The sequence below is a fragment of the Streptomyces sp. NPDC051452 genome (assembly GCF_044454765.1).
GTDB lineage: Bacteria > Actinomycetota > Actinomycetes > Streptomycetales > Streptomycetaceae > Streptomyces.
The window spans coordinates 975,314-999,579 of record NZ_JBITEB010000001.1 but is presented as its reverse complement, the minus strand read 5'-3'; the positions used below and the strand labels follow the sequence as shown (position 1 = coordinate 999,579).

The following is a 24,266-nucleotide window of genomic DNA, read 5'->3' as shown; positions in this document are numbered from 1 at the left end:
CCGTTCACCGGTTAAGGGGGAACGGTCGTGCCGCCGTCGGGCCACCCGGCGACCCCGGCACTCCGGCGGCGTGCCGTCCGGGTCCCCGTCGCCTCCCGACGCGAAACGACCAGGCACCGATCGGCCGTCGGAATCTTCGGACCCGGACGACCACCGACCGGAGACGAACAGCGCCGACATCACATTGATGACCGTTAAACCACGTGACGGACGAGCACCCTCATCCTCACGGTGACAACCGTCACGGAGCGTGACGCACTCGGGGACTCGGCCAGGCTTCAGACGGTGGAGTGACTTCGTACCTGCCGCAATTGCCGCCATCGGGCGGGCGTTTGACCACGCACCTGACGCATCAACCAGGCGCGATGACCTCACCTATGCCGTGCCACGGGCGGCATCGGGTACTCGCCTCGGCATGGGATCCCTGAACTCACCGGTGCTGCTATTGCTGTTCGTCGCCAGTGCGGCCGTCATCTGGTACGCGGGTATCAAGTTGTCCGACACCACCGACGTACTCACCGAACGTCTCCACCTCGGCAGCGCGCTGGGCGGGCTGATCCTCCTGGCGATCGCCACCAACCTGCCGGAGATCGTCATCACCGTCAGCGCCGCCCTGGCCGGCCAACTCGACGTGGCCGTCGGCAACATCCTCGGTGGCATCGCCATCCAGACCGTCGTTCTGGCCGTCCTCGATGCCGCCGGGGTACGGCCGCGAGCCCCGCTGACGCGCCTGGCCGCCAGTCTGCAGCTCGTCCTGGAAGGTGCGCTGGTCGTGGTCATCCTGGCCGTGGTCGTGATGGGCACCCAGCTCTCGCCCGGCCTGCACGCCGCCCGCCTGGACCCCGCCTCCCTCGCGATCGCCGCGCTCTGGGTGGTCGGGCTACTTCTGCTCAATCGAGCCGGCCGGGGATTGCCGTGGCGGGAGGGCGGCGACGCACCCGACACCCAGCCCGAGCCGCGCGGCCACTCCCGCGGCAAGAAGGAGAAGGCCGCCACCGGCCGGGGAGTGAGCACCAGCCGTGCGGTGCTCGTCTTCGCGGCGGCGTCCCTGGCCACCCTCGTCGCCGGTGTCGTCATCGAGCGCAGCGGCGAGGAGTTCTTCGCCCGTCAGGGCCTGAGCGGCGTACTGTTCGGAGCGACGGTGCTGGCGGCGGCCACCTCCCTGCCCGAGGTCAGCACCGGCTTGACCTCCACCAAACTGGGCGACTACCAGCTCGCCATCAGCGACATATTCGGTGGCAACGCCTTCCTGCCCGTGCTGTTCCTCCCGGCCGCCGTGATCTCCGGCAAGCCGGTCCTGCCCGCCGCGCACGACACGGACATCTACCTCACCGGGCTCGGCATCATCCTCACCGTGATCTACATGGTGGGTCTCATCTTTCGCCCGGAACGCCAGTACGCACGCATGGGCATCGACAGCGTCACCGTGATCGTGGTGTACCTCATCGGCATCGCCGGACTGGCCACCATCGCAACATGACCGGACGACAACCGTCGGCGCGTTGGGCGGCCCATGTCTGGTCTCAGGTGGTCGGTGTGCAGCCCCTGCCGCTTTGCGTCGTCACTTGGTCTGGGGTCGAACGCGCGGGGCGGCGGGCAGGGAGTGCCGGTTCGTGAGCGCGGGTCGGTCTCATGCGCCTGGTCCAGGGCAGCGGGGCGGTCAGCAGCCATTCGACTCGGTGGGCGAAGAGGGGCTCGGGGACGGGCAACTCGACATCGGGGTGACGGATGTAGTGGCGCGTGACGGTGTCGGCGACGTAGTTGGTCAGGGCGTCGATGCGGTGGCGGCGGCGCGGTCGGGTACCGGCAGCGGTGGAGAGCGTGCTGAGGGTGCGCAGGACGGTGGAGAGACTGGCGTCGAAGCTGAGTTCTTCGGGTGGGCAGGTGCCGGCCACGGTGAGGGTGTCGGTGAGCGGGGTGGTCTCCAGGTGGGCCTGGCGCCGGTAGAAGTCGGCGGCGTGCTGTTCCTGGCGGGCCTGGTGGTAGAGGAACAAGGAGTAACAGGCGGGGGTGTGGCCGTCGCCCGCGGCGTACTGCCACCAGAAGCGGGCGCCGTCGTCGAGGCCGGCGACGTGGAGTGTGCAGCCCAGCAGCCAGGCGGAGTGCAGGTCGGGGATCTGGTCGGTGAGGAAGTCCAACGCGTTCGGGGTGAGGGTGGCGATGGCGGTCTCGCACAGCGTGTGCAGGTGCCGTGCCGCGGCGTGGTCTCGGGGATCGGGGCTGCCGAGCCTGTGCTTGGGGTCGGCCAGTTCGGTCGGGTAGGGGGTGTCTTCGTAGGGGACGGTGTCGTCGGGGACGGCGGACTGGGGATGCAGGCGGGCGCGGGCGAGGAGCTCATCTATGGCAGTCATGGCGAGCGGGGTCACTCCGGGGTCGCGGTGTTGAGGAGGGCTTCGACGGTGACGCGGGCGTGGTGGTCGACGGCGTGGGCGAGGGCGGGGGTGATGCCGAGGAGGTGAGCGCTGCGGTCGGTGGGCATACCGCACAGGTACCGCAGGATGGCCAGGTCCATCTGGTCGTCGGGCAGGCGGTTGATGGCGTCGAACAGGTCGATGAGTTCGGTCAATGCGACAAGGTGGCCAGGGGCGTTGCTGTGGTCGCGGACCGTGTGGGTGGAGAATGCGGCGGCGCGCAGGTCGGGATGGCCGTCCGCGCGGCGGGTGGCGCGGATCATGACCCGGGAGCGGAACAGGCGCCAGGCGTAGCGGTGAATGCCCGCGCTGGCGGCGGCTTCGTCCCAGCGGATCCAGAGGATGTCGAAGGTCTCGGAGACTACCCAGCGGGCGCGCCGGTCCGTGAGGAGGAAGGCGCGGGCGTAGTCCGTGTACGCGACCTGCACAGCCTCGGTGAACGCCTGGTAGGGCAACGGCGGTTCCTCGCCCGCGTGAGCGACTTGCCGTATGGAGCGGTGGATCCAGCCGTCGTCCTTGTGGGCCTCGCGCGCGGCCGCGGTCCACAGCCGGCGCATCGGGTGGGTGGGCAGGCCCAGAGCGCGAGTGACGCTGAAGGTCATCTCCCACAGGGGGTAGTTGCCGTTGCCGCGCAGGAGTTCACTGATGCGCGTCTTGGAGTAGCCGGAGCGCTCCACGAGGTCGTCGAGGGTGAGACCACTCGCGAACAGGACGCTGCGGACGGGTTCGAGCCACGCACGGTGCGATGGACCCGCGTCCGCGGAGATGGGGGCCGGCGGGCGGCCGCGTCTGACCGGCTGGTGCAGTGGTGGGGGCTGTGCCGGGCCGGGAGAGGGCATCATCGAACCCCCTCCTGACCGTCCGGCTCGGCCTCGGCGGCCAGGCCGGCGGCGGAGTCCGGGACGGGACCGGCATCGACGGGACGAGCGGGGCCCTCGTACGACGTGAGTGCCTGGACGATCTGCTGAACGATCAGGCCGAGCGAGGGCAGCAGGAGCGCGGCCGCGGCCGCATGTCCGAGCACGATCATGACCGTGCTCCATGTGAGGACCGCCGCCAGCACGGCCACGGTCACCACCTTCTTCGACACGAGCGACTCGATTTCTCTCAGGGTTCACGACAACCGGCCCTCTCTGCATCGGTGCTGAAGCGCCGTCAGGGAGGGATCGCCAGCATGACCCCATCGCGGCCCACAACGCCACGTGATCATGACGTCACGGAACAATGGCCAAACTCGCCACCGTGCGCTACCTTCCGCCACCCCGACCTCAGGAGGCTGTGGACCAGGACGCCCCGGGCCTCCTTGCCGGTTCAGCCGGGGTTGCGGTGATGACGCTGGGCGAGAAGGCCGAACAACAGCTGCCCGGCTGGCCCGGCTCTCATGGCCCGGCAAGGACTCTGGAGCGGGTAGCGGGCATGCCGGAGCGTCCCGGACGCCAGCCGCTGCCCGTGAACCGGGCCATGCGCTACGGGCAGCGCGCCCTGCTCGGCGCACTGCGCTCGGTGATGGCGCACGCCGGGCTGCGTGGCCCGTGGCCATCAGCCCAGTTCACCGTGATCCGGTTGACCAACGACCAGATCCTGGAGAACGTCACAGGCGTCGGAGCGACTCCGCAGTCCTGGCCGCTCGCCGTGGGCCCGGGCCAGGACAACGGCACGCCGCGAGGCAACGAGGTCGTCATGCGGACGCCGGGCCGCTGCCGCGCCGGGAAGCCCACGCACAATGACAGCGAACCGGTCTGTCTGGCACCGGAGCACCGGCAGGGTTACCGTGCACGGCTCGGTCGAGGTGGACGGGCCGTAGCGTGCCGCGTAGTGCGGCTTCCCCGTTCGGCAGCATTCGCCTAGATGTGAGTCGCCGCCGTCTACCTGTGCGCGGACGTGGCCCGCGAGGGCGACACGGAGCTGGTCCGGGCCTTCGCACGGTGGGCCGTCGTCACCGGTCTGGCGAGCGGCGCCGTCGCGCTGGCCGGAACGGCCGTGCTGCACGCGGACGCCCCGGAGCTGTTCCACGGCCTCGCACACCGGGCGCTTCCCCTGGTGGTGCTCTGCGCGATCAGGGCTGCCGGCGACCCGGCACTATCTCGCGGCGCGCGCGGCGGCCGCGCTGGGGGTGGCCGCGATCCTGTGGGCCTGGGGCACCGCACAGTACTCGGCCATGCTCGTCGGGAGCCTCACGGTCACCCGAACCGCCTCCCAGCCCGCCGTGTTCTCCGCCTGCGCTGCTGCCGGTCCCCGCCCTGTGGCTGCTCTACGGAACCTTTCAACGCGCACAGAGCCCGCACCCCGACCACCGGCGGCCGCGCTGAGCGGCGCGACCGGACGCCGGTTCCCACCCGCGGGGCACCGACGCTCAAGCCGTCCGCGCGGCGGGAATGCCCGAACGGACGGTCGCCGGCCGGGATGATAGGGGCCCCGTGGACGGCCACCGCTTGGCCTCCGCGCGAGTCCGGGCTGTCACTGTTCCTTGAAAGGCTCCGCGGCCAGGACCTCGTGGATGTCGAGGAATCGGCATTCGCCGGTCTCACTGTGCACCGAGATGCAATTGGGGCCGTAGTTGCGGTACTTCTCGTCCCGGGTCTCGATGTACTTCACGGACTGGAAGCCGAAGTAGAACAGTTCACCCTTTTTGGATGCGTATTCACCGTTGCCGAACAGCGCGACCTGGTCGCTCCACTCGCCGAACTTCCGTCGCAGCGCCTCCGCCGCCAATTGCTCGGCCTGGTCGATCGTGTACATCAATTGGTCCTCAGCAGTTTGAACGTCTTGTAGAGCATAGGGTCGACGAACCCGGTCTGCACATCGCAGAAGAGCACACGGCCCTGATGGTTCACGATGTTGAACACATGTCCCGCCGGGCCTTCTTCGGGCAGCGCCGCCACCACCCCCCGGGCACCATGGCCGGCGTCGCGGACATGGTCGACCATGTCCCAGAATCCGGTGTCCTTGAAGTCCCGGCCGTACACGCCTTCCAGCCGCTCGAGGGACTGGAACGGGATGTCGCCGGGGACGGCCTTGATCCCCTCGCCGGCGAGGTACCGGTCGAACGCCTCACCCAGGTAGGTGCAGTTGCTCATCCCTCCCTCCGGGTTGAAGTACTTCACCAAGTGGGAGAGGTCGGGTGTCTCGTAGGGCTTGGGCGGGAGCAGTGTCTTCTGTGGTGCGAGGCCGAGGGGGTCACAGGTCACCGTCGGCCGGTCCACGTAGGTGGCGGGGTTGGCCGCCGGAGCCAGCCCGAGCGGGTCCAGGCTGGTGTACCGGCCGACTTCGGGGTCGTAGTACCGAAGGTAGTTGTAGTTCAGGCCCGTCTCGGGGTCGAAGTACTGCCCCGGGAAACGCAGCGGTGTGTAGGCGCGGCTGTGCACCGACCACGACCGCTTGCCCCAGTTCGTGGTCCGGGAGCGCCAGGCGATCTCTCCGGACTCGTCGATCAGTTCGCAGGGAGAGCCCGAGAGGTCGGCCACGATGGCGAAGAAGCGGGCGTCCACCTCATCCTGCGAGGCTTCGGCCACGGTCCTGCGTTCGCTCTGTGCGACCGCTTCGGCGCCGTTGAGATGCCACGTCAGGGTCACCGAGTCGGCGGAGGAACCCCAGCTCGTCGTCTGTTCGCACAGCGAGACGCCGTCCCAGCTGAAATCCACGCGTTCCACGACGTCCACACCGTTCGCGGCGATGCGCTGTTTGCTCACGCGCCGCCCGAGAGCGTCGTACTCGTAGCGCCATACCGTGCCGTCCGGGGTGACGACCCGGGTGAGCCGGTCCTCCGCGTCCCAGCTGTAGCGCCATGTGTCCGGTTTGCGGGAGAGCCGGGTCTTCTGGCGCAGTACGACACGTCCGGCGGCGTCGTGCTCGTAGCGGATCCGGCCGGCACGCAGGAGATCGGCGCCCTGGTAGACGCGGTCCCCGCAGCCGTCGTCGCCGAAGGGGCGTGCGGGCCAGTCGGCCGACACCTGGTTGCCGAGGGCGTCGTAGGAATAGGCCTCCGCCCAGCCTTCCCCGCTGACCCGTGTGGTCCTGCCCGCCTGGTCCAGTTCCAACAACTGGTCGCCGTTCAGATGGTCCTGGATCCTGGTCAGGCTTCCGTCCGCGCGGTATTCGTAGGCACGCGCCTGGATCCGCCCGAGAGGACCGTCCACCGTCTGGGACGCCAGTCGGCCGATCATGTCGAACGAGCGGGAGATGCTCAGGGACTCGGTGAACCGGCGACCGACCTCGCGACCCACCTGGTCGTACTCCAGCGTGATGACACGTCCGTCCGCCAGGAGCCCGCAGGGCTGCCCCGCGGCGTCGAACCGCCAGCCGGTCTCGGCGCCGGACGGCGCGGTGCGGCCCTCCAGCCTGCCGAACTCGTCGTACCGGTATGTCACCTGCCGATCGTTCACGCGCTCGGAGACCACACGCCCCTGCCGGTCACGAAGCAGCGTCAGGTCCGCGTGGGCGTTGGTGGCCTGGGCGATCCGGTCGGTGAAGTCGTAGGCGTACGTCGTCACCTCGCCGTCGGCCGTCTTGCGAACGATCTGGCCGAGTTCGTTGTGCTCGAAGGTGACGACCTGTCCGAGGGCGTTCACGCGGGAGACCAGCTCACCGGCGGCGTTGTAGGAGTACCGGGTGACCCGGCCGCCGAAGTCGGTCTCCCGGGCCAGCCGCCCGACCAGGTCGTACTCGTAAGTCCAGGTCGACGCCTGGGGGTTGGTCACCGCCGTCAGGCGGAGTTCGCTGTCGTACCGGAACTCGTACCGTGAACCGTCGGGCTCGACGCGAGCGGTCAGCAGGTCGAACTGGGCGTATTCGAAACGGGTGACGCCACCGATGGTGTCCGTGTGGGTGAGGCAATTCCCCTCACCGTCGTACGTCCAGGACTCCTCGGTTCCGTCCGGGTTGAGCCGGCGCTTGATTCTGCCCTCGACGGTCCATTCCATCCGGCCGGTCGCACCCAGGGGGTCGGTGATGGAGATGACCCGTCCCAGCGCGTCCCGCCGGTAGCGCATGACGCCACCCTGGTGATCACGCACCTCGACGGGCAGACCGGCGGCGTCGCAGCGTATTTCGGTCACGCGACCGTACTGATCGCGTACGGCGCACAGATGGCCGGAGGCGTCGTAGGTGAAGGAGGTGGTGCCGCCTGCCGGATCGGTCACCGAGGTCCGGTTGCCGCGGTCGTCGAACTCCTGGCGGACGGTGCTTCCGTCGGGTCGCACCACGCGGGTGAGCAGGCCGCGGTCGTCGTAGGTGAACAGGGTACGTCGGCCGTCGGGGCGGACGATCTCCGTCGGGTTGCCCATGTCGTCGTACCGGTAGGACGTCGTACGGCCCAGCGCGTCGGTCTCGGACAGCAGCCGGTTGAACCGGTCGCGGGTGAAGTGCCTGGTGTTCCCGGTGGGGTCGACGATGGCGACTATCTGGTGCAGATCGTTGACGAGGTACTGCCGTACCGCGCCCTCCGCGTTGACCGCCGTCGTGGTGTGCAGTCCGGTTTCGGGGTCCTTGTCGCCGTAGGACAGCCGGAGGCTCATGTGGCCCTCGGTGCCGCCCTGCGCGATACACCGGTTCCGGTCGTCGTACGCGTATGCGTAGGCGTGCCCGTTGGTGTCCGTCCACGACGTGATGCGCAGCGCCTCGTCGTAGGTGAACGTGAGCGACTTCCCGGACGAGTTGCCGACGTCGGTCAGGTTTCCCTGCGCATAGCCGTAACGGATCAACGCGAGGTCGCGGCCGTCGTCGCCCCCGCCGACCAGGTGCAGGCCGGTGACCAGGCCCTTTGCGGTGTCGATCCGCAGGCGGTATCCGCCACTGTGGGCGATGCCGGAGGGCACACCCGTCTCGTCGTACTCGAACGAGATCCAGTTGCCGTTGCCGTCGTCGATCTGTACCAGCTCGGCCAGGTCTTCACCACGGTCGGTGAAATGCCACACCCGCCGGGACTGCGGATCGGTGACGGTGTAGCCGTCCGCCTCCCGGCTCAGCGGCCAGCGCGGGCCGTGCTGCGGCATGACGGGCAGGCCGGGCGCAGGGTGCGGGTAGAAGAGTCGCAGTCCGTCCTCGTGGAGGAAGGCGACGCCGGCGGGGGTGACGTCCAGTCGCTGATCGAGGGTGCTCGCCCACGACGGGCCGAACCAGCGCCCGTAGGTCAGGCCGGACTCCGCCCGGCGCTTGAACGCGAACGGCAGGGCGCCGGGGAGCGTGGCGTCCGTCTGTGACAGGTACATGGTGCCGGTGGCCAGGTTGACCGGGTCCGTACCCCCGGACTCCACATCGACCGGAGCGTGGCTTTCGGCCGCACCCGGGATCTCGGCGACACCGCCCTCCGCCGCGGCCGCCTCCGCGCTGTCGGCGGCGAGCGCGCCCTCCCCGGTCACTTCCGCGGCCGCTCCGGCCCCGTCCGTCGCCACGGCCAGTGCGGCCTGGGGGACCAGTTCCCCGAAGAACTGCGACGGGTCCGACTTGAACGACTGCCAGGCCGATTGGAGGGCACGGTCGGGATGCGTCGCCATGGAGACGACGCCGCCGAGCAGTTCCACCTTGTTCTGCAGGAAGGCGGCCGGATGCGTGAGGTTGTACGGGTCCATGGGGTCGAGACCGCGAGCGAAGTCGACGATGCCCGCGGTCCCCTTGACGGCTCCGGCCAGGAAATGCGCCGCTTGGACGGAGTCGGCCGACAAGAGGTCCGCGCCGTCCAGCTTGACCTGCTGAAGGGGCGGCGGCTCCTTCGGGGCGTGCTGCAGGGCGGCCCTCAGCTTGGTCTCGGTCTCACCGGCGATCTTGTTCCGCTGGCGCCGGGCCGCGTCAAGGATGTCCTGCGCCTCCCGCATCGTGTGCTCGCCGGGATCCGTCTCGGAGGGACGCGGTCCGGGGTCGTCGGTGCCCAGGCCGACCTTGAGTTCGTACGACTCGACCGTCTTGCGGTGCGCGTCCGAGGCGGACTTGCCCTGCCTGTACAGGCGGATCGCTTCCCGTGCCTGTCCCTGGGCCCATTCCACGGTGTCGGCCAGGCCGTTCAGCGCCGCGGCCGCGTCCTGACAGGCTGCTCCCGCATGCAGCCACTTGGTGGGATGCAGCGCGAACTTCTCCCGGAAGGTGTCCGCCGCCTCACCCTTCCAGCCGTCCGAGTCGACGGCCTTCATGCCGACGCCGACCTCCGCGAAGGCCGTGGCGAACGCGGTCAGGTGTTTGGCCTTCTCCCGGATCGTCGACGGCGCGCCGTGGATCAGATCGGTCGGCTCGGCGTCCGGCCCGAGTTCCCGCTCGCCGACGTGCGCACCGAGATAGGAGGCGGCCCTATCTCCACCATGGCGCACCTTCTGGGCCACGCCGTGCGCGCCGACCTCGTCGAGTGCGTCACCGGTGAGGTCCGCTCCCTCGTCGATCAGGTGCCCGGTGCCGCGCTTGGCGTGATCGTAGAGGTTCTTGCCCCCGCTCAGCAGGTCGCCACCGAGCTTGCCCCAGTCCGACATCAGCCCCGCCCTTCCTGCTTCAGGCCGAGTGCCTTGTTCACCGCTGCGTTGTAGTCGTCCTGGTCCATGCCGAGAGCGATCGGCGCGGCCTCCACGCCGGGAAGCGTCTCCGATGTCGCCACGTCGCGGGCCATTCCCTTGACGACCTGCTCCGAGGCATGGGCACTGTTGCGGAACGACTGCTCGCTGTAGTCCGGATGCAGCCAGGCCGGAGTGGACAGTTGGTTCCAGCTCTGGTTCTCGATCTGCTGCTCGGAGGCGTACGGATTGCCTTCCAGGGAGTTGAGCCCGACCTTGAAGGAGTTCTTCACGAGCTGGTCCGTCTGGTACATCGTCCCCGCGGAGAGGCCGACCGCCGCCGCGAACGCGTTTCCCTCGTCGACCAGGGCCCGTACTCCCCATTGCCAGCGTTCGCAGAACGTGTGGAAGGCGGCCCCGACGGTGTCGTCACCGATCGTCATGCCGTCCATCTCGAGGTCGTCGAAGCCCCTTCCCACACCCGACCAGCCCACCTTGTCGGTGAAGCCCAGACTGCCCAGCTCCGCAAGGGCCTTGTTGATGCCGTCCGCGATCAGATCCAGGCCGAAGAGCCGCAGATCGGCAGCCCTGCCCGAGCCCGCGGGAGAGTGATCGTGTCCCTCGACGGCACCACCGCCCGCACCGGGAATCGCCTCCATTACTCGCCCTTCTCCGTGCCATCGAACAACGACCCGGCGGATACCGGCCCGTCCACCGCGACGCCCTCCGGCACTACTCCCACCACCGGCGGCAGCACCCGTCCGTGTTCGCCGTCCGCCACGTCCACCAACACCCCGCAGGGCATTCCCGACTCGGCCACCGTGGGTACGGCCGCGTCCAGCAGAGCGGCACCCCACACACGCCAGTAGCGCCAATTCCGTTCCGCTTCGCCCCTGGCCACCGCATACCGTGCCAGCGCTGCCTCACCGGTGAACGCGAGAATCCAGCGGATCCCGCCGACATCCACCGTCAGGGGTGCTTCCCGGTCACCGCCGCCGGTCAGCGCGTCCACCGGCACCAGGACGCTCGACCGTCGGAACTCACCGAGTTCGGCCCTGAGTTGATGCTGCCGGGCCTTCATCCGTGCGGGATCCCCGCCGGGGGGCGGTCCGGCTGCTGGTGGCTGGGCGGGTGTCCGGTCCGCCGGGACTTCCACCACCGGGGCGGCGATGTTCGATTGGCCGGTGGTCGACGGGCCGGTGGTCGATTGGCCGGTGGCGATTACCGTCTGCTCGGCGATGTCCCTCAACCGCGAACGGTGCGAGGCCTGCGCCACCGCGCCCATCGCCGCGCTGCCGGGGTTCTCCTGCCGTTCGGCTTGCCGCTCAGCCACGGTGCGGTCGTGTGCACCCGACGCCGTTGCTTGCTCGTCCACCCTCAAGTCCCTGCCGCGGGGCGGCCACTCAACCCCGCCTCATGATCAAACTCCAATATGTTCACACCTGTCATCGGCGTCACAACCACCGATCTGCCAAGTGCGGACAAAGCAATCGTCAAGCGGGGCGGCCATCGGGGCCGCCACCGATGTCGGTTGACAAGAGGACGGACACAGGGATGTGCCTGGCGTTGATCACGGTGAGGGGGTGTATCGGCCCGGCGGCGCGGAAAGAGGCGGCGACAGTCTCCGTGCAGCGCGCAACCATCAACCGATTCCGCGTGTCTGGCAGGTGAACACCATTCGTACGCACGCGTCTCGACATCGTTCGCGCTTCAAGGGGGAACTGTGGGCATCCGACGACCCGCCATATCGACCGCCGTAGCCGCCGTCCTGATCGGATCACTCGGCGTGCCGATCGCCGCGGGCACCGCATCCGCGAAGGGCGGCGCCACCACCGTACGCGAGGACTTCGACGGCGACGGCTACCAGGACGTCGCCGTCGCGGCCCCCGGCGCGAAGGTCGGTGGCCATGCCTGGGCCGGCTACATCACGATCAGCTACGGCTCGGCGCATGGCCTCGACCGCGCGCGGACCAGGGTCATCACCCAGGACACCCCAGGTGTGCCCGGAGTGTCCGGCGACAACCAGGCCTTCGGCTACGCGATGGTCTCCCGTGACCTGGATGGCGACGGCCTGACCGACCTGGCGGTGGTCGCCCGTGGTTACCGGCCGGAGAACAACGTCAGCGGATCGGTGATCGTCCTGTGGGGCCGGAAGACCGGCATCTCCGGCCAGGGCGCCGTCCGCGTCAACGCACCGGCGAACGCGCAGGTCGGCGATGACATCACCGCGGGCGACTTCAACGGCGACGGGCACATGGACCTGTTCATGCGCAACGGCGAGGATTACGATTACCACGACGTGCTCTACGGCCCCTTCCGCCGGGACGGCGTACCCGCCCGCGAGCAGCAGGTGCAGGTGTACAGCACGGACAACTTCATCGATTCGACCGCAGCGGGCGACTTCAACGGCGACGGCATCGAGGACCTCGCGAGCTTCTACGTCTACGAGAACCACGCCGAGGGCGGCAAACTGTGGCTCGGCACCAAGGGCGGCCTCTCCACCGTCCCGCGACGCCTGGCCTCCTCGTCGACAACCGCCGTCGCCGACTTCGACCAGGACGGCTACGCCGACCTCGCCACCCGGATCTTCCCCAACGGTGACACCGAGAACGAGGAGGACTCGGGCACCGTCAAGATCTACTACGGTTCGCCGTCCGGCCCCAGCCAGAGCCGTACGCAGACAGTCACGCAGAACACGGTGGGCGTGCCCGGCGTGAACGAGAAGGGCGACCACTTCGGTGGACGGCTGAGCGCGGGCGACGTGAACGGCGACGGATATCCCGACCTGGCCATCGGCGTACCCGGCGAGGCGATCGGCTCGAAGGCGAAAGCCGGCGCCGTGGTGCTGCTCAAGGGCAGCAAGGGCGGGCTCACCGGCAAGGGCGCGCAGGCGTTCAACCAGGACACCGCGGGCGTGCCGGGAGCCGCGGAGTCCGGTGACGCGTTCGGCGGGTCGGTACGTCTGCTCGACGTGACCGGTGACGGCAAGGCGGACCTCATCGCGGGTGCACCCGGCGAGAACCTGGGTTCCGTCGTGAACGGCGGCGCGGCGTGGCTGTTGCGTGGCTCCGCCTCCGGCGTCACGGCTTCGAAGTCGGTCGCGCTGAACCCGACGGACATCGGGGCACCGGCGGCGAAGGCGCTGTTCGGCGAGAACTTGAGCGGCGACAACGGTCCCACGGTGGCGATCCCCTAGGGCGCGTATCGAGTCGTGATCAATCGGCGGGAGCTGGTCCCGGGCTGAGTCCGGTCGCCTGCCAGGGAGAACCCGGGATGCGACCTGAGAAGATGGCGCCATGCTGCAGGTTTGTCTAAACGGTGCTCGAAGCCGTGCCGAGTGTTCCCATCTGCCGGTGACTGCTGACGAGCTGGCGGTGGCGGCCCGCGAGGCTGTCTCCGCCGGCGCCGAGGACGTCCATCTGCACCCCAAGGACCGCGACGGTCAGGACACGCTGGAAGCCACCGCCGTCGCCGCCGCCGTGAGCGCGGTGCGGGATGCTGTCCCAGGCATTCCGGTTGGGGTTACCACCGGCGCATGGGCCACGGCGGACCCCCATGCCCGTGCCGCACAGGTCCGGGCCTGGACCGTGCTACCCGACCACGCTTCCGTGAACTGGCACGAGGACGGCGCCACCGATGTCGCCGCGGCGTTGCTGGACCGGGGGATCGGCATCGAAGCCGGCATCTACTCCGGCACTCCCGCAGCACGACGGTTCCTGGACTGGCCCGGATCGCGCCAAGTCCTGCGCATCCTCGCCGAGATCACCGAGACCACCCCGCAGGACGCACTCGACGCCGCAGCAGGCCTGCTGGATGAACTCACCTCGGCTGCCGCACCGATTCTCTTGCATGGCGAAGACACCGCCGCGTGGCCCATCCTGCGGCTTGCCGCCTCCCGCCGCCTGGATACCCGTGTCGGCCTGGAAGACGTGCTCTACCTCCCCGACGGCGCCACCGCCCTGGGAAACGCCGCCCTCATCCGAGCAGCACGCGAGATCATCCAGCACGCACCGCAGGGCACGCATTAGCGAGTGGTGACTACGTGCTCTGCCTGAGGTCCTTGATCCAGATCATCGAGGCGCGCAGGTGGAGTCCAGCGAGGTAACTCTCGGGAGTCTTGTCATAGCGGGTGGCGAGACCGCGCCATGCTTTCAGCTTGTTGACCAGACGCTCGACAGTGTTTCTCGCCTTGTAGAGCTCGGCGTCGTGACCAATCGGACGGCCACCCCGGCTGCCCTTCTTCTTCCGGTTGGCGGCCTGGTCCTTCTTCTCCGGGATGACCGCCTGGATCTGACGTTTGCACAGGTAGGCGCGGTTGCCGCGGGAGGAGTAGGCCTTGCCCCGGGCGACCGCGTCCGGCCGGGTGCGGGGTCGGCCGACCGGGCCGCGGACCCGGATCTTCTTGGGCACGGGGATGAATTGGGGACTGTCAGCGGCCTGGCCCACGGTCAGGAGGAGCGTCAGCGGGCGGCACTTGCGGTCGGCGGCGACGTGAATCTTGCTGGTCTGTCCGCCCCGCGAGCGTCCCAGGAGAGCGGCCTTCAAACGGAGCTTCCGGCGGCGCCGGACGCGTCGTCGCTCCTCCCACTCGGGTTCCGCCTCGGCATCTCGTCCGCTTTGTTCTTCGCGGCTGCCCCCTTTGACCTGGCCTTCTCCTCCTCGGCAGCGGCCTTCTCCACAGAGGGCCTCGAACACGTCGGCGTCACGCCACTGGTGGAAGCGTTTGGAGACGTTGGACCAGGCGCCGAACTCCTGCAGCATCTCCCGCCACTGCCCGCCGGTCTTGAATCGCCAGATCACGCCCTCGAACTGCTGCCGCAGCCGCTCGGGATACGGGCCGTACTCGCCGATCGGCAGGTAGGGCCCGATGAACTCCCACTCTTCGTCCGTCAATTGCACTCGCGTCACGCAAGATGATCTACCGAATAAGAGACTCAGGGCGGGGTTGAATCCGCGGATTGATCACGACTCGATACGCGCCCTGGTTCGGACGCCACAGGACTCAGTCCGTCCGCGTCGCGCCGGCGGCACAGTGAAAACCAGTCCGCGGCTCGGGGCGTCGGCTACGTCGTCTGCCAGCCGGGTTCGAGGCGATCGAGGAGGGACTGGAAGGCCGCTTCGGCTCGGTTCCAGTCGCCGTCGGCCAGAGGTGCGAGGATCAGGCCGAAGGTGGCGTCCACCAGGAGGGTGGCCTCCGTGTGGGCTCTGGCCTCGGCCATGCCCAGGTCACGGAACACGGAGGTCAGCATGCGTGTCCACCCCGTGATCACGTCGTGCATGAGCGGCCCGTACCGGTCGGGGTGGAGCAGGCTGGCGGCCATCACCTCAAGGGAGAGAGGCAGAAGCGCACGCCGGTCGGGCGTGTTGAACAGCCGCCACACCTGCTCCATGAACCGCCGGACCCCCGCTGGATCTTCGGGACGGCCCAGGGTGTCGAGCAGGTCCGCAGCGCGCAAGAGCGGTCGGTTCTCGTCCAGGGCGAGCGCGTCGGCGACCAGGCGTTCCTTGGTGCCGAAGTAGTACAGCAGCATGCGGTCGCTGGTGCCCAGGGCTCGGGCCAGCGGCCGCAGCGACAAGTCGGCCAGGCCGTTGCGGATCATATAGTGGCGGACCTGGTCCAGCAGGTCGCGCCGTTTGGCCGGGTCAGGTGGGCGCGGCATGAAGAAGCCTCCCGGTTCCGGTCAGGCGGGGCACCGGAGAACCAGCTGTCCGATTCGTTACTTATTGGTACATCTTTACCGTATCACCCGCTACATGTACCGTAGGTGTAGTAAGTGCTTCATGAATGGAGCCCGCGGCGGGGTGCCGGGCCGAAAGGAATGATTCTCATGGCCTCGCCAGCCATTGGCCTCGCCGAGGCTCCTCGCAGGGAACGTTTCGCCTGGCTGCTCCGTCGCAGAAACGAGCAGCGGACCCGGAGCATCAGCGCAGACCGTGCCGACAGGCAGGGGCAACCCCCGAAGGCGGCTCCCCCCTCGTGGCTCGCTCGGCAGTGGGCCCTTTGGTCACGCGTGCTCGAACCCCTGCGACCGCTCGACGCGCCCCGCGGCCGCGCTACCGCCTGGGATGCCTCCTGGCCCCTGAAGCGGGAGTTGACCTCGGCCGCCCAGGCCCGAGGACTGGTGACCGGGCAACTGGACGACTGGCATCTGACGGACATCGCCGACACCGCAGCGCTGCTGGTCAGCGAGCTGGTCACCAACGCCCTGCGTCACACGCGTGGCCCGCTGCGGCTCAACCTGCAGGTGCGTGACGGCCGTCTGCGCTGCGAGGTCGAGGACACCGACTCGGACGGCCCGGTACGCCGCACCGTCGACACCGACGCGGAAGGCGGACGTGGCATGGAACTGGTCGATCTGCTCGCCGAGGCTTGGGGCGGCACCCGTACGCCCACCGGCAAGACCGTGTGGTTCGAGCTGACGGCGCAGCCGCCTGAGTCCGCCTGAGTACCGACCGTCGCGGCATCGCCGTATGGGACGAGTTCCGGCGAAAGGCGGAACAAGCAGGTGATGACGCAGGGGCTGGGCGCTCGCTCCTCCTGCGGGACGGCCGAGAACGGCGGGTCCCGGGCGGGGAGCCAGACCGCCCGGGAGGCCTGTACAGCGCTCCGCCGTGGGGGCGCTCGAAGTCGGCGCCCCCACTGTGACACGGGCCAAGGCCACAGAGCGGTAGGCGCCACTCCCGGCGCCGTGGAGGCAGGTTGGTCAGACTTCGCCGCGCCAGGCGCCGGTCTCGGTGCCGCCGCGCTGCTCGATGAACTCCTTGAACCGCTTCAGGTCGCCGGCGACCTGACGCTTGACGAAGCCGAGTTTGTCACCGACGGTCTCCGCCAGGCCTTCCGGCTCGTAGTCCAACTGCAGCATGACCTTGGTGCGGTTCTCGTCCAGCCGGTGGAAGGTGACGACCCCAGCCTGCTTCGCCTCTCCGCCGATGGACGTCCAGGCGACCCGCTCGTCGGGAATCTGCTCGGTGATCTCCGCGTCGAACTCCCGCTCCACCCCACCGATCTTCGTCTTCCAGTGGGTGAGGCGATCCGTTCGCTGCTCGATCCGCTCCACCCCGTCCATGAACTTGGGGAAGTCCTCGAACTGCGTCCACTGGTTGTAGGCGGTGCGGACGGGGACGTCGACCTCGATCGACTCCTCTACCTGCGACATGGTGGTTCTCCCTTCTCCGACGATGTGGAACAGCCCGGGCCTGACGACCGGCCCGCCGCTGCTCCGTGATCTCTTCCCTCTTGCCGCCGACGGGTACTGGTATGCGGCCGCCGTGCCCCCGAATGATCGGGACATCCGCGGCGGCCGGGCGTCTCGAGCGTCGACGTGGCGAGGAGTAGACCGGCGATTCGGTGCGATTCGCGCCTCCGTGTGCGATCGGGGTGCGATGTGGGTGCGATCTGGACGGGGCCGGCAAGGGCTTCGCCGCCACATGGGTACTCGGCTGACGACAGACACCGTCACCCCAGTGAGAAGGGGGCTGATCCCATGACCCAGCATGTGCGTGACGTCATGACCAGCGATCTGGTGACGCTGGAGCCACAAGCGTCAGCGGCGGCGGCAGCCCGGCTGATGCGCGACGAGGACGTCGGCGCCGTCCTGGTGACCGAAAACGGTCACCTGCGCTGCCTGGTAAGCGACCGCGACCTGGTGGTGCGTGTGTTCGCGGAGGGTGCGGATCCGGAGCAGACGACCGTGGTCCAGGCGGGCAGTGAGGATCTGGTGACCGTTACCCCGGACGACAGCCTTGACCGGGCCGTCGAGCTCATGCGTGAGCACGCCGTGCGGCGCCTTCCGGTGGTGGAAGGCGATGATCCTGTCGGCATCGTCTCCTTGGGCGACATGGCCATCGAGCGGGGCGAGGGTACGGCTCTGGGCGACATCAGCGTGGCCAAGCCGAACACGTGAGGGCACCCGGGCGTATGGCGATCGACGACGCCGCCTCCCGTGGTACCGGGCAGCCGGCCGGGCTCCTGCGCCGAAGGCCCAGTGAGGCGGCCGCCGGGTACGGCGGCCGCCTCACTGGGGCCTGCTCAGACGTATGTCAGCCGCGGACGATGTTCTGGGCCTGCGGCCCCTTGGGGCCCTGTCCGATGTCGAAGGTGACGTGCTCGCCTTCGGTGAGTTCGCGGTATCCGCTGCCCTGGATCTCGGAGTAGTGCGCGAAGACATCCGGGCCTCCGCCGTCCTGGGCGATGAAGCCGAAGCCCTTCTCTGCGTTGAACCACTTCACGGTGCCGCTGGCCATCAATCGATCCTTCGTTCATTCCTCGGAGCACACCCTCGCGGGCGGTCTCCGGCTCCTCGGACAACGGGAGCCGCACCTGTTCTACCCCGTGTTTGCCAGTACACGCCCCCGACACAGCACGCATCTCGCGTGCCTTTTGCAGCGCAGGTGGACGCGGGTCGATGTGGAACCCGAGTCCCTCGTTTACATAAACTATGAATATAAAACCGCTATGCTTCGAGCATGAGTCGTCAAGACACCGCTCCCGGCCCGTCCGCCGCCATCGGGGCAGCCCTCTACGGCCTGGCCACCAGGGCCGCGAGACGCCTGCCCCGGGACATGAGCCTGACCTCCGCCGCAACCCTGGCCACCCTGGACCGGACCGGCCCGCGGCGCATCACCGATCTGGCCGCGGTCGAGGGCGTCACCCAGCCCGCGATGACCGCCCTGGTCCGGGTGATGGAGGAGTCCGGCCTGGTCGAGCGGCGGGGCGACGCGTCCGACAAGCGGGTCACGCTGGTGTGCCTGACCGATGCCGGCGCCTCCTATGTCCGGACGCGGCGCCAGGCGGGCGTCCACGCGTTCGAGCAGTTGATCGGCAAGCTCAGCGGCGACGAGGTCGACGCGCTGGTGGCGGCCCTTCCGGCGCTGAAGCATCTGGCAGAGCTGGAAAGCCAGGACCGCGAAGGGCGTAAGCAGTGACCGGACAGCCGGTCGACGGGGTCGCGGTGCAGGCGTGCCCGGTGGCGCGTTCCGAGGCGCGGCTGCTGGTCCCCGCCCTGATGTTCATCGCTCTGGTCGTGGCGGCGGTGGCCAGCCTCGGGACGCCGCTCATCACCAGCGTGGCGACCTCGTTCCACGTCTCGCTCGGCAGCGCGCAGTGGACGCTGACCATCACGCTGCTCAGCGGCGCCGTCGCCACCCCGGTCCTGGGCCGGCTGGGAGCCGGCCCGCACCGGCGGGCCACGATCCTCGCCACGCTGACGGTCGTCGTCGCCGGCAGCGCGCTCACCGTGCTGCCGCTGCCGTTCGCTTGGCTGCTGGCCGGCAGGGCGGCCCAGGGCGTCGGCCTCGGGCTGACGGCGCTGATGATGGGCGTGGCCCGGGACCACCTCCCGGAGGAGCGCAGCCCGGCCGTGATCGCCCTGATCTCGGTGGTCTCGGTCATCGGGGCCGGCGTCGGCTACCCGCTGGCCGCACTGCTCGCCGAACTCGGCGGGGTACGGGCCGCCTACGGCCTCGGCCTGGTCGTCACAGCAGCCGCCCTCCTGACGGCGTGGCGCTCCATGCCCGAGGCCCCCGAAGGCCGCTCCGCCCACGTGGACGTGGCAGGGGCGGTCGTCCTGGCCGCTGCGCTGCTCCTGGTGCTGTTCCTCGCCGGCGAACGGAATCTGTGGTCCCGTCACCTCGCCGTGGCTGCGGGCCTCGCCGTCGTCGCGGTGGTGCTGCTCTGCGTCTGGGCCGTCATCGAGCTGCGCAGCACGACGCCCCTGGTCGACGTGCGGGCGATGCGGCACCCGGCGGTCGCCGGGGCGAACCTCGCCATGTTCGTCGGTGGGATCGGCATGTACCTCCTGCTCACGCTCGTCACCCGGTACGTGCAGACGCCGCACGGCGCCGGCTACGGCTTCGGGCTGACGACCTTCGTCGCCGGGCTGGTCCTCATCCCGTTCTCGGTGCTGGGGTTCGTCGCCGGCAAGCTCACGCCGCGGGTCCGGACACGGATCGCCGACCCCCTGCTCCTGGCCGGCAGCGCCGTCGTGGTCGGCGGCGGGTTCGCCCTGTTCGCGGCGGCCCGGTCGGACCTGGCCGAATTGTTCGCGGCGATGGGAGTGCTCGGCTTCGGCGTCGGCGGCTTCTCGGCCGCGATGCCCGGCGTCATCCTGGCCGTCACCCCCAGGAGCGAGACGTCGAGCGCCATGAGCTTCAACTACGTCGTCCGCAGCGTCGGATACTCCCTGGGCAGCGCCATCGGCGGCCTGATCCTCGCCGCGGGCACCGGCCCGGGCCACCTCTTCCCCCATGACAGCGCCTACACCACCGCGGCGCTGGTCGGCATCGGCGCCATGGCCATCACGACGCTGGCAAGCCTCGCTCTCGCCCGGCGGCGCTCGTCCGAGACCAACCCGTAAGCCGGATGCACGCATCCCCACACTGGAGGTGCCATGCCCAAGGGCTACTGGGTCAGCGTGTACCGCACCATCTCAGACCGCGAGAAGCCGGCTGCTTACAACAAGCTGGCCGGTCCGGCCGTCAAGGCCGGGGGCGGTCGGATCCTCGCCCGTGGCAGTCGGGTCGTGGCGCATGACGCCGGAATCGCCGAGCGCACCGTCCTGATCGAGTTCGACAGCTTCGAGCAGGCCGTCTCGGCGCACGAGAGTGCGGCCTACCAGGAGGCGCTGGTCGCCCTCTCCGACGGCGTCGAGCGCGACTTCCGCATCGCCGAAGGCCCCGACTGACCGAGGTCCAGTCGGATCTTCACTCTCAGATGAAGCCCCCCCGCCGAGGTGGACGATGGCGTGATCACCTCGAACACCTGCGACGACGGAGGTCGGGCGGTCATGTCGAGCGATGCGTCAACCGCCTCGAACGGGGGTGGTTGACGCATCGCCATCCGCTACGAGAAGACCGCCACGATCCACCTAGGAACGGTTGGCCGTGACGTGCTGCTGGCTGGGCTGGTCGGTGCGCTGAGCCTCGTCCTGCGCGAGCACGGAGAGGAGGGAAGCCACCGTCAGGCCCAGCACGGCTTCAGTGGGATGGCGCAAAGTCTTGGTCGGGTCGATTCGGTAGGTGTTGCTGCGCCCCTCACGCGTGTGGGAGAGGTAACCGTCCTGTTCGAGGTCGGCGATGATCTTCTGCACGGCGCGTTCGGTGAGCCTGCAGTGCGCCGCGATGTCGCGGATGCGGGCGTTGTGGTTGTCCGCGATGGCCGCAAGGACGCGGGCATGGTTCGTCAGAAACGTCCAACCGGTGTGTGGCTCGGGCACTCCATCCATGACCCGAGTTTACCAACCCGTTCTTCATGCATCTGGAAACACGTATAACATTTCATGTATTGGTTGACGCCTCCCGGCTTCCGGGGGCAACGTTGCTGTAGACATCGGCAAGCAGACGCAGGAGTGGATCATGCAAGCCTCTGCCCACGGCCGCCGGCTCATCGCGGCGCCATGCTCCCCCGGCCGGGGCAGCGGGGCCGACGAGAGCCGGCTGCTGCCGTCCAGCCTGGCGACCGCGACGTACGAAGCGGACGGGGGCCGAGTGCGCGTGACGATCAGAGGTGAACTCGATCTCGACTCCCACCGCTCACTGCGAGCCGGCATGCTCAAAGCTCTCTCCGACTCGTTCCACGGCCTCGACCTCGACCTGAGCGGCCTCGACTTCTGCGACTGCGCCGGCCTCAGCATCCTGATGGAGCTGCGCCGACGGGCCCTCGGCCAGAACAAGACTGTCGTCATCCGCGACTCGAGCCCCGCGGTCGACCTGCTGCTCACCATCCTGCGAGCCCGGGAGCTGTTCACACCGCCACCCCCGCACTCGGCCGCGCTGCCTCACCCGGCACCAGCCCTCAGCCCGGCTCGGGCCTTTCCCGGGTGATGGCGAAATCGCTTCGTCGATCACACGGACTACGCCCGTAGACCTGGGCATACCGAGCCTGTCGCGCAGTTCGGCGAAGGCTGACACCCCTGTGGATCACGCGGAAGGAGGTGCCAACGGCGGTAAAGTAAGGGGGGAGCGAGGGAGGAGTATGAGAGCGCCGCGCGTACTGCCAACCCTTGACGAGGTCGACACCGGCGATCATGTCTGCCAGGTGTTGGCTCCGAGCGACGATGCCATCGACCGTAGCCGGGCCTTCGTCGCGGATGGGGCATTGCACGGAGACAAGGTGCTGATCGTCGGACCCGCCCCACACGCGGCGAGTGAGTTCGCACAGCTCGTACTGGACCCTGCCCGGTTGAACGGCTCCCTCCTCTCCGCGGTTCGTCGGGAGGCGGCCACTGCCGACCGCGAGGGGTTCCGCTCGCTTCGCGTCCTGCACCACGTCATGCCCGACTACCGCGCTAAGCGCACCGGCGAGTGGTTGCGCAGCGAACTCGATCTCGAGGAGTTCGCCGCCGACACCGGTGCCATGGTGGTCTGCGCCTACAGCGACGGCGACTGGGACCTCCCGACCCTGCAACAGATCAGCTGCGTGCATCCCCACCATCTGGGCAGCCGTCCGGTGTCACCCGCGTTCCGGGTGTATCGGACCGAGCAGGAAGGCTGGACGGTGACCGGGACCGTCGACAGCGACGGCGCGGTGACCTTCGGCACCATACTGGGCACCCTCCTCGCCCATACGCCGACGGTGCGCCTGCTCTGCGACGACCTGGAGTTCTTCGACGCCTCCGGGATGAGCGCGCTGGCCGATGCCGCCAGGTGCCTTCCGGATCGCAAGGTCATCCTTCAAGGCACCAACGAGACCGTGCGGCTCGCCTGGAAGCTGTCCGGCTTCGCCGTCCCCGACATTCCGGTGGTGATGGCCCCGTGACCTCCTCATCGCCCACCCCCGACACGGGCACGGGGTACCGCCATGAGCTGTACCCGTACTCCGGCAGCGACGAGTTCGTCGCGGGCACTTTGAGTTTCATCCAAGAGGCGCTGGACGGTGACGAGGCCGTCGTCGTGGCGGTCCCGCAGGAAAAGGCGTCCCTGCTGCGCGCCGAGATCCGTGAGGACGACACGGTGCGTTACGTCGACACCGGCCGGGTGGCCCATCATCCAGGCCGGCTCATCTCCGCCTGGCAGGAATGGATCCAGAAACACGTTTCGGAAGGGCGGCCCGTCCGCGGGATCGGCGAGTCGCCCTGGGACCAGGTCCGCAGCCCCGCGGAGTCCCAGGAACTGCGCTACCACGAGTGGCTGCTCAACAGAGCCTTCGCCCACGGCCCGGCCTGGTGGCTGCTGTGCCCCTACGACGTCGCGGGCGACACAGCCGCCTTGACCGAGATGGCACGCTGCCACCCTGAGATCCGCACGGACGGCCGGACGGTGCCGTGCGAGGACTACGACGCGCGGGCACCGTACACGTTCGTTCCGCTCACCGACCCCTGTGACCCCTACGACGAGTTCCGCTACACCAGCGGTGACCTGCCCGCCCTGCGCGAGAAGATCGCCGCCTGCGCCGAACAGCACGGTCTGGCCGGCCGGCGTCTACGCGAACTGCACCTGGCGGCGACCGAGGTGGCCACCAACAGCATCCGCCACGGCGGCGGACAGGGCGTGCTGCGCACATGGGGCGAGGAGCGGCGGCTCATCTGTGAGTTCCGCGACTCCGGCTATCTCGAGGATCCGCTGACCGGACGCGCGATGCCGACCGCCACGCAGGTGGGGGGACGTGGTCTGTGGCTCGTACACCAGCTCTGTGATCTTGTCGAGGTCCGGTCCACGCCGGACGAAGGGACCACGATCCGCCTCCACACCGAGCTGCCCGAGTAGGCCCCGCGCCCACCCCTGGCGGCACACGACCGCGTCTCCCGGCGCCACGGTGCCCCCCTTGCCACGAGCGAGGGGCCCGCCGGACATGCCGACCGATCCACCGCGAGGACCGCCCGCTCGCCGGGCCTGGGTCAGAGGGCAGGTGTGTCCAAGGCCGCCACAGGGGTAGGCGCGGGGGTATCGCCGGGACGCGACGGCGACGAACAGCGTGCCGGTGCCTGCGGGACGGCATGATCGGAAATGATTGCGATGGGAGTCTGTTTCTCCATGCTCAGGGCGCGGACAGGGCAAGCGGATGCGACGGTCGCGCGGCTGCCGACGCAGGTGGACTACGAGAACGCCGTCGGCGTCGGCGCCCAGTGCGCGGACTTGATCAACCAGGGCTACAGCACCCTCGTACTGGACGCCTCGGAAGTGCAGTACCTGGACTCCTCAGGCGTCAGCATGATCATCATGGTGTCCCGTCTGCTCGAGAAGCACGCCGGCACCCTGCGCCTTGCCGGCCTCAGCGACGACTATCAGCATGTGTGGCGCCTCCTCGGCCTCGACACGGTGTTCCCCATCTTCCCCACGGTGAACGCTGCGCTCGATGAGCCCACCACGGACGAAGGCGCGGGCGCCCCGGCGTCACTCGGCCACGTCGGCAGCGAGGCCCGTGAAGCCCCGTAGCGATGAGCTGTTCAGG

25 protein-coding genes are annotated in these 24,266 nt (G+C 69.0%); 13 read left to right on the top strand and 12 right to left on the bottom strand.

The annotated features are described in order from the left end of the window. Nucleotides 1-415: 415 nt before the first annotated feature. A complete protein-coding gene (locus ACIBA9_RS04125; protein WP_399359758.1) occupies nucleotides 416-1,480 on the top strand; it encodes a sodium:calcium antiporter in 1,065 nt (354 codons plus the stop codon). Between the two features lie 43 nt (nucleotides 1,481-1,523). Here ACIBA9_RS04125 and ACIBA9_RS04120 read toward each other — a convergent pair whose 3' ends face one another. Genes ACIBA9_RS04120 through ACIBA9_RS04110 form a run of 3 tightly spaced genes read right to left on the bottom strand, consistent with a single transcriptional unit; the run spans nucleotide 1,524 to nucleotide 3,501 of the window. Further along, a complete protein-coding gene (locus tag ACIBA9_RS04120) occupies nucleotides 1,524-2,351 on the bottom strand; it encodes a hypothetical protein (RefSeq protein ID WP_399359757.1) in 828 nt (275 codons plus the stop codon). Nucleotides 2,352-2,362: 11 nt separating this feature from the next. Next, entirely contained in the window at nucleotides 2,363-3,253 is an 891-nt protein-coding gene (locus ACIBA9_RS04115) for a sigma-70 family RNA polymerase sigma factor (RefSeq protein ID WP_399359756.1), read from the bottom strand. Next, nucleotides 3,250-3,501, bottom strand: coding sequence for a hypothetical protein (locus ACIBA9_RS04110; protein ID WP_399359755.1), 252 nt, complete (start codon nucleotides 3,499-3,501; stop codon nucleotides 3,250-3,252). Before ACIBA9_RS04110 ends, ACIBA9_RS04115 begins: the two co-directional genes overlap by 4 nt. A 188-nt stretch (nucleotides 3,502-3,689) precedes the next feature. Between ACIBA9_RS04110 and ACIBA9_RS04105 the strand changes: the two genes are divergently transcribed. Further along, nucleotides 3,690-4,259: a hypothetical protein gene (locus ACIBA9_RS04105; RefSeq protein ID WP_399359754.1), complete on the top strand. Its 570-nt coding sequence runs from the start codon at nucleotides 3,690-3,692 to the stop codon at nucleotides 4,257-4,259. Between the two features lie 609 nt (nucleotides 4,260-4,868). Here ACIBA9_RS04105 and ACIBA9_RS04100 read toward each other — a convergent pair. Genes ACIBA9_RS04100 through ACIBA9_RS04085 form a run of 4 tightly spaced genes read right to left on the bottom strand, consistent with a single transcriptional unit; the run spans nucleotide 4,869 to nucleotide 11,213 of the window. Continuing rightward, the gene (locus tag ACIBA9_RS04100) at nucleotides 4,869-5,150 is read right to left on the bottom strand and encodes a hypothetical protein (protein WP_399359753.1); all 282 of its coding nucleotides are present in this window, start codon (nucleotides 5,148-5,150) and stop codon (nucleotides 4,869-4,871) included. Beyond that, the gene (locus ACIBA9_RS04095; protein ID WP_399359752.1) at nucleotides 5,150-9,862 is read right to left on the bottom strand and encodes a putative T7SS-secreted protein; all 4,713 of its coding nucleotides are present in this window, start codon (nucleotides 9,860-9,862) and stop codon (nucleotides 5,150-5,152) included. The genes ACIBA9_RS04100 and ACIBA9_RS04095 overlap by 1 nt, the downstream gene beginning before the upstream one ends. Next, a complete protein-coding gene (locus ACIBA9_RS04090) occupies nucleotides 9,862-10,539 on the bottom strand; it encodes a hypothetical protein (RefSeq protein ID WP_399359751.1) in 678 nt (225 codons plus the stop codon). The genes ACIBA9_RS04095 and ACIBA9_RS04090 overlap by 1 nt, the downstream gene beginning before the upstream one ends. Beyond that, nucleotides 10,539-11,213: a hypothetical protein gene (locus tag ACIBA9_RS04085; protein WP_399359750.1), complete on the bottom strand. Its 675-nt coding sequence runs from the start codon at nucleotides 11,211-11,213 to the stop codon at nucleotides 10,539-10,541. Before ACIBA9_RS04085 ends, ACIBA9_RS04090 begins: the two co-directional genes overlap by 1 nt. 390 nt (nucleotides 11,214-11,603) lie before the next feature. Between ACIBA9_RS04085 and ACIBA9_RS04080 the strand changes: the two genes are divergently transcribed. Both ACIBA9_RS04080 and ACIBA9_RS04075 read left to right on the top strand, forming a co-directional pair. After that, nucleotides 11,604-13,076, top strand: a complete 1,473-nt coding sequence (locus tag ACIBA9_RS04080; RefSeq protein WP_399359749.1) for an FG-GAP and VCBS repeat-containing protein — start codon at nucleotides 11,604-11,606, stop codon at nucleotides 13,074-13,076. Nucleotides 13,077-13,176: 100 nt separating this feature from the next. Next, nucleotides 13,177-13,908 carry a 3-keto-5-aminohexanoate cleavage protein gene (locus tag ACIBA9_RS04075; protein WP_399359748.1) on the top strand — a complete coding sequence of 244 codons (732 nt, stop codon included), beginning with the start codon at nucleotides 13,177-13,179 and terminating at the stop codon, nucleotides 13,906-13,908. Nucleotides 13,909-13,918: 10 nt separating this feature from the next. On the opposite strand, the gene ACIBA9_RS04070 is transcribed toward ACIBA9_RS04075, so the two are convergent. Continuing rightward, nucleotides 13,919-14,788 (bottom strand): IS5 family transposase, encoded by an 870-nt coding sequence (locus tag ACIBA9_RS04070; protein WP_399359747.1) that lies wholly within the window; start codon nucleotides 14,786-14,788, stop codon nucleotides 13,919-13,921. A gap of 155 nt (nucleotides 14,789-14,943) precedes the next feature. Further along, nucleotides 14,944-15,540: a TetR/AcrR family transcriptional regulator gene (locus tag ACIBA9_RS04065; protein WP_399359746.1), complete on the bottom strand. Its 597-nt coding sequence runs from the start codon at nucleotides 15,538-15,540 to the stop codon at nucleotides 14,944-14,946. A gap of 168 nt (nucleotides 15,541-15,708) precedes the next feature. Between ACIBA9_RS04065 and ACIBA9_RS04060 the strand changes: the two genes are divergently transcribed. After that, nucleotides 15,709-16,326: an ATP-binding protein gene (locus ACIBA9_RS04060; RefSeq protein WP_399359745.1), complete on the top strand. Its 618-nt coding sequence runs from the start codon at nucleotides 15,709-15,711 to the stop codon at nucleotides 16,324-16,326. A gap of 258 nt (nucleotides 16,327-16,584) precedes the next feature. On the opposite strand, the gene ACIBA9_RS04055 is transcribed toward ACIBA9_RS04060, so the two are convergent. After that, nucleotides 16,585-17,037, bottom strand: a complete 453-nt coding sequence (locus tag ACIBA9_RS04055; protein WP_362159714.1) for an SRPBCC family protein — start codon at nucleotides 17,035-17,037, stop codon at nucleotides 16,585-16,587. Between the two features lie 327 nt (nucleotides 17,038-17,364). Here ACIBA9_RS04055 and ACIBA9_RS04050 point away from each other — a divergent pair, with 327 nt between their 5' ends. After that, complete coding sequence (locus ACIBA9_RS04050; RefSeq protein ID WP_362159716.1) at nucleotides 17,365-17,784, top strand: CBS domain-containing protein; 420 nt, start codon at nucleotides 17,365-17,367, stop codon at nucleotides 17,782-17,784. Nucleotides 17,785-17,920: 136 nt separating this feature from the next. On the opposite strand, the gene ACIBA9_RS04045 is transcribed toward ACIBA9_RS04050, so the two are convergent. Then, nucleotides 17,921-18,124, bottom strand: coding sequence for a cold-shock protein (locus ACIBA9_RS04045; protein WP_362159718.1), 204 nt, complete (start codon nucleotides 18,122-18,124; stop codon nucleotides 17,921-17,923). Between the two features lie 222 nt (nucleotides 18,125-18,346). On the opposite strand from ACIBA9_RS04045, the gene ACIBA9_RS04040 reads away from it, so the two are divergent. Genes ACIBA9_RS04040 through ACIBA9_RS04030 form a run of 3 tightly spaced genes read left to right on the top strand, consistent with a single transcriptional unit; the run spans nucleotide 18,347 to nucleotide 20,562 of the window. Next, complete coding sequence (locus tag ACIBA9_RS04040; protein WP_399359744.1) at nucleotides 18,347-18,805, top strand: MarR family winged helix-turn-helix transcriptional regulator; 459 nt, start codon at nucleotides 18,347-18,349, stop codon at nucleotides 18,803-18,805. Then, nucleotides 18,802-20,235: an MFS transporter gene (locus ACIBA9_RS04035; RefSeq protein WP_399359743.1), complete on the top strand. Its 1,434-nt coding sequence runs from the start codon at nucleotides 18,802-18,804 to the stop codon at nucleotides 20,233-20,235. Before ACIBA9_RS04040 ends, ACIBA9_RS04035 begins: the two co-directional genes overlap by 4 nt. Before the next feature lie 33 nt (nucleotides 20,236-20,268). Further along, nucleotides 20,269-20,562 (top strand): DUF1330 domain-containing protein, encoded by a 294-nt coding sequence (locus tag ACIBA9_RS04030; protein WP_399359742.1) that lies wholly within the window; start codon nucleotides 20,269-20,271, stop codon nucleotides 20,560-20,562. Between the two features lie 183 nt (nucleotides 20,563-20,745). Here the strand turns inward: ACIBA9_RS04030 and ACIBA9_RS04025 are convergent, their stop codons facing one another. Continuing rightward, nucleotides 20,746-21,102 (bottom strand): helix-turn-helix transcriptional regulator, encoded by a 357-nt coding sequence (locus ACIBA9_RS04025; protein ID WP_399359741.1) that lies wholly within the window; start codon nucleotides 21,100-21,102, stop codon nucleotides 20,746-20,748. A gap of 130 nt (nucleotides 21,103-21,232) precedes the next feature. Between ACIBA9_RS04025 and ACIBA9_RS04020 the strand changes: the two genes are divergently transcribed. From ACIBA9_RS04020 to ACIBA9_RS04005, 4 genes are all read left to right on the top strand, one after another. Beyond that, nucleotides 21,233-21,700, top strand: coding sequence for an STAS domain-containing protein (locus ACIBA9_RS04020; protein WP_399359740.1), 468 nt, complete (start codon nucleotides 21,233-21,235; stop codon nucleotides 21,698-21,700). Nucleotides 21,701-21,851: 151 nt separating this feature from the next. Next, nucleotides 21,852-22,634 carry an MEDS domain-containing protein gene (locus ACIBA9_RS04015; RefSeq protein ID WP_399359739.1) on the top strand — a complete coding sequence of 261 codons (783 nt, stop codon included), beginning with the start codon at nucleotides 21,852-21,854 and terminating at the stop codon, nucleotides 22,632-22,634. Continuing rightward, nucleotides 22,631-23,581 (top strand): sensor histidine kinase, encoded by a 951-nt coding sequence (locus ACIBA9_RS04010; protein ID WP_362159738.1) that lies wholly within the window; start codon nucleotides 22,631-22,633, stop codon nucleotides 23,579-23,581. The genes ACIBA9_RS04015 and ACIBA9_RS04010 overlap by 4 nt, the downstream gene beginning before the upstream one ends. Nucleotides 23,582-23,848: 267 nt before the next feature. Further along, the gene (locus ACIBA9_RS04005; RefSeq protein ID WP_399359738.1) at nucleotides 23,849-24,250 is read left to right on the top strand and encodes an STAS domain-containing protein; all 402 of its coding nucleotides are present in this window, start codon (nucleotides 23,849-23,851) and stop codon (nucleotides 24,248-24,250) included. Nucleotides 24,251-24,266 lie beyond the last annotated feature (16 nt).

Bases quoted from the DNA above. Each gene is read 5' to 3' on its own strand.
- ACIBA9_RS04020 (WP_399359740.1), top strand. From the start codon at position 21,233: ATGCAAGCCTCTGCCCACGGCCGCCGGCTCATCGCGGCGCCATGCTCC.
- ACIBA9_RS04100 (WP_399359753.1), bottom strand. From the start codon at position 5,150: ATGTACACGATCGACCAGGCCGAGCAATTGGCGGCGGAGGCGCTGCGA.
- ACIBA9_RS04050 (WP_362159716.1), top strand. From the start codon at position 17,365: ATGACCCAGCATGTGCGTGACGTCATGACCAGCGATCTGGTGACGCTG.
- ACIBA9_RS04030 (WP_399359742.1), top strand. From the start codon at position 20,269: ATGCCCAAGGGCTACTGGGTCAGCGTGTACCGCACCATCTCAGACCGC.
- ACIBA9_RS04025 (WP_399359741.1), bottom strand. From the start codon at position 21,102: ATGGATGGAGTGCCCGAGCCACACACCGGTTGGACGTTTCTGACGAAC.
- ACIBA9_RS04060 (WP_399359745.1), top strand. From the start codon at position 15,709: ATGGCCTCGCCAGCCATTGGCCTCGCCGAGGCTCCTCGCAGGGAACGT.
- ACIBA9_RS04065 (WP_399359746.1), bottom strand. From the start codon at position 15,540: ATGCCGCGCCCACCTGACCCGGCCAAACGGCGCGACCTGCTGGACCAG.
- ACIBA9_RS04120 (WP_399359757.1), bottom strand. From the start codon at position 2,351: ATGACTGCCATAGATGAGCTCCTCGCCCGCGCCCGCCTGCATCCCCAG.
- ACIBA9_RS04095 (WP_399359752.1), bottom strand. From the start codon at position 9,862: ATGTCGGACTGGGGCAAGCTCGGTGGCGACCTGCTGAGCGGGGGCAAG.
- ACIBA9_RS04005 (WP_399359738.1), top strand. From the start codon at position 23,849: ATGCTCAGGGCGCGGACAGGGCAAGCGGATGCGACGGTCGCGCGGCTG.
- ACIBA9_RS04125 (WP_399359758.1), top strand. From the start codon at position 416: ATGGGATCCCTGAACTCACCGGTGCTGCTATTGCTGTTCGTCGCCAGT.
- ACIBA9_RS04075 (WP_399359748.1), top strand. From the start codon at position 13,177: ATGCTGCAGGTTTGTCTAAACGGTGCTCGAAGCCGTGCCGAGTGTTCC.
- ACIBA9_RS04015 (WP_399359739.1), top strand. From the start codon at position 21,852: ATGAGAGCGCCGCGCGTACTGCCAACCCTTGACGAGGTCGACACCGGC.
- ACIBA9_RS04045 (WP_362159718.1), bottom strand. From the start codon at position 18,124: ATGGCCAGCGGCACCGTGAAGTGGTTCAACGCAGAGAAGGGCTTCGGC.
- ACIBA9_RS04055 (WP_362159714.1), bottom strand. From the start codon at position 17,037: ATGTCGCAGGTAGAGGAGTCGATCGAGGTCGACGTCCCCGTCCGCACC.
- ACIBA9_RS04040 (WP_399359744.1), top strand. From the start codon at position 18,347: ATGAGTCGTCAAGACACCGCTCCCGGCCCGTCCGCCGCCATCGGGGCA.
- ACIBA9_RS04115 (WP_399359756.1), bottom strand. From the start codon at position 3,253: ATGATGCCCTCTCCCGGCCCGGCACAGCCCCCACCACTGCACCAGCCG.
- ACIBA9_RS04090 (WP_399359751.1), bottom strand. From the start codon at position 10,539: ATGGAGGCGATTCCCGGTGCGGGCGGTGGTGCCGTCGAGGGACACGAT.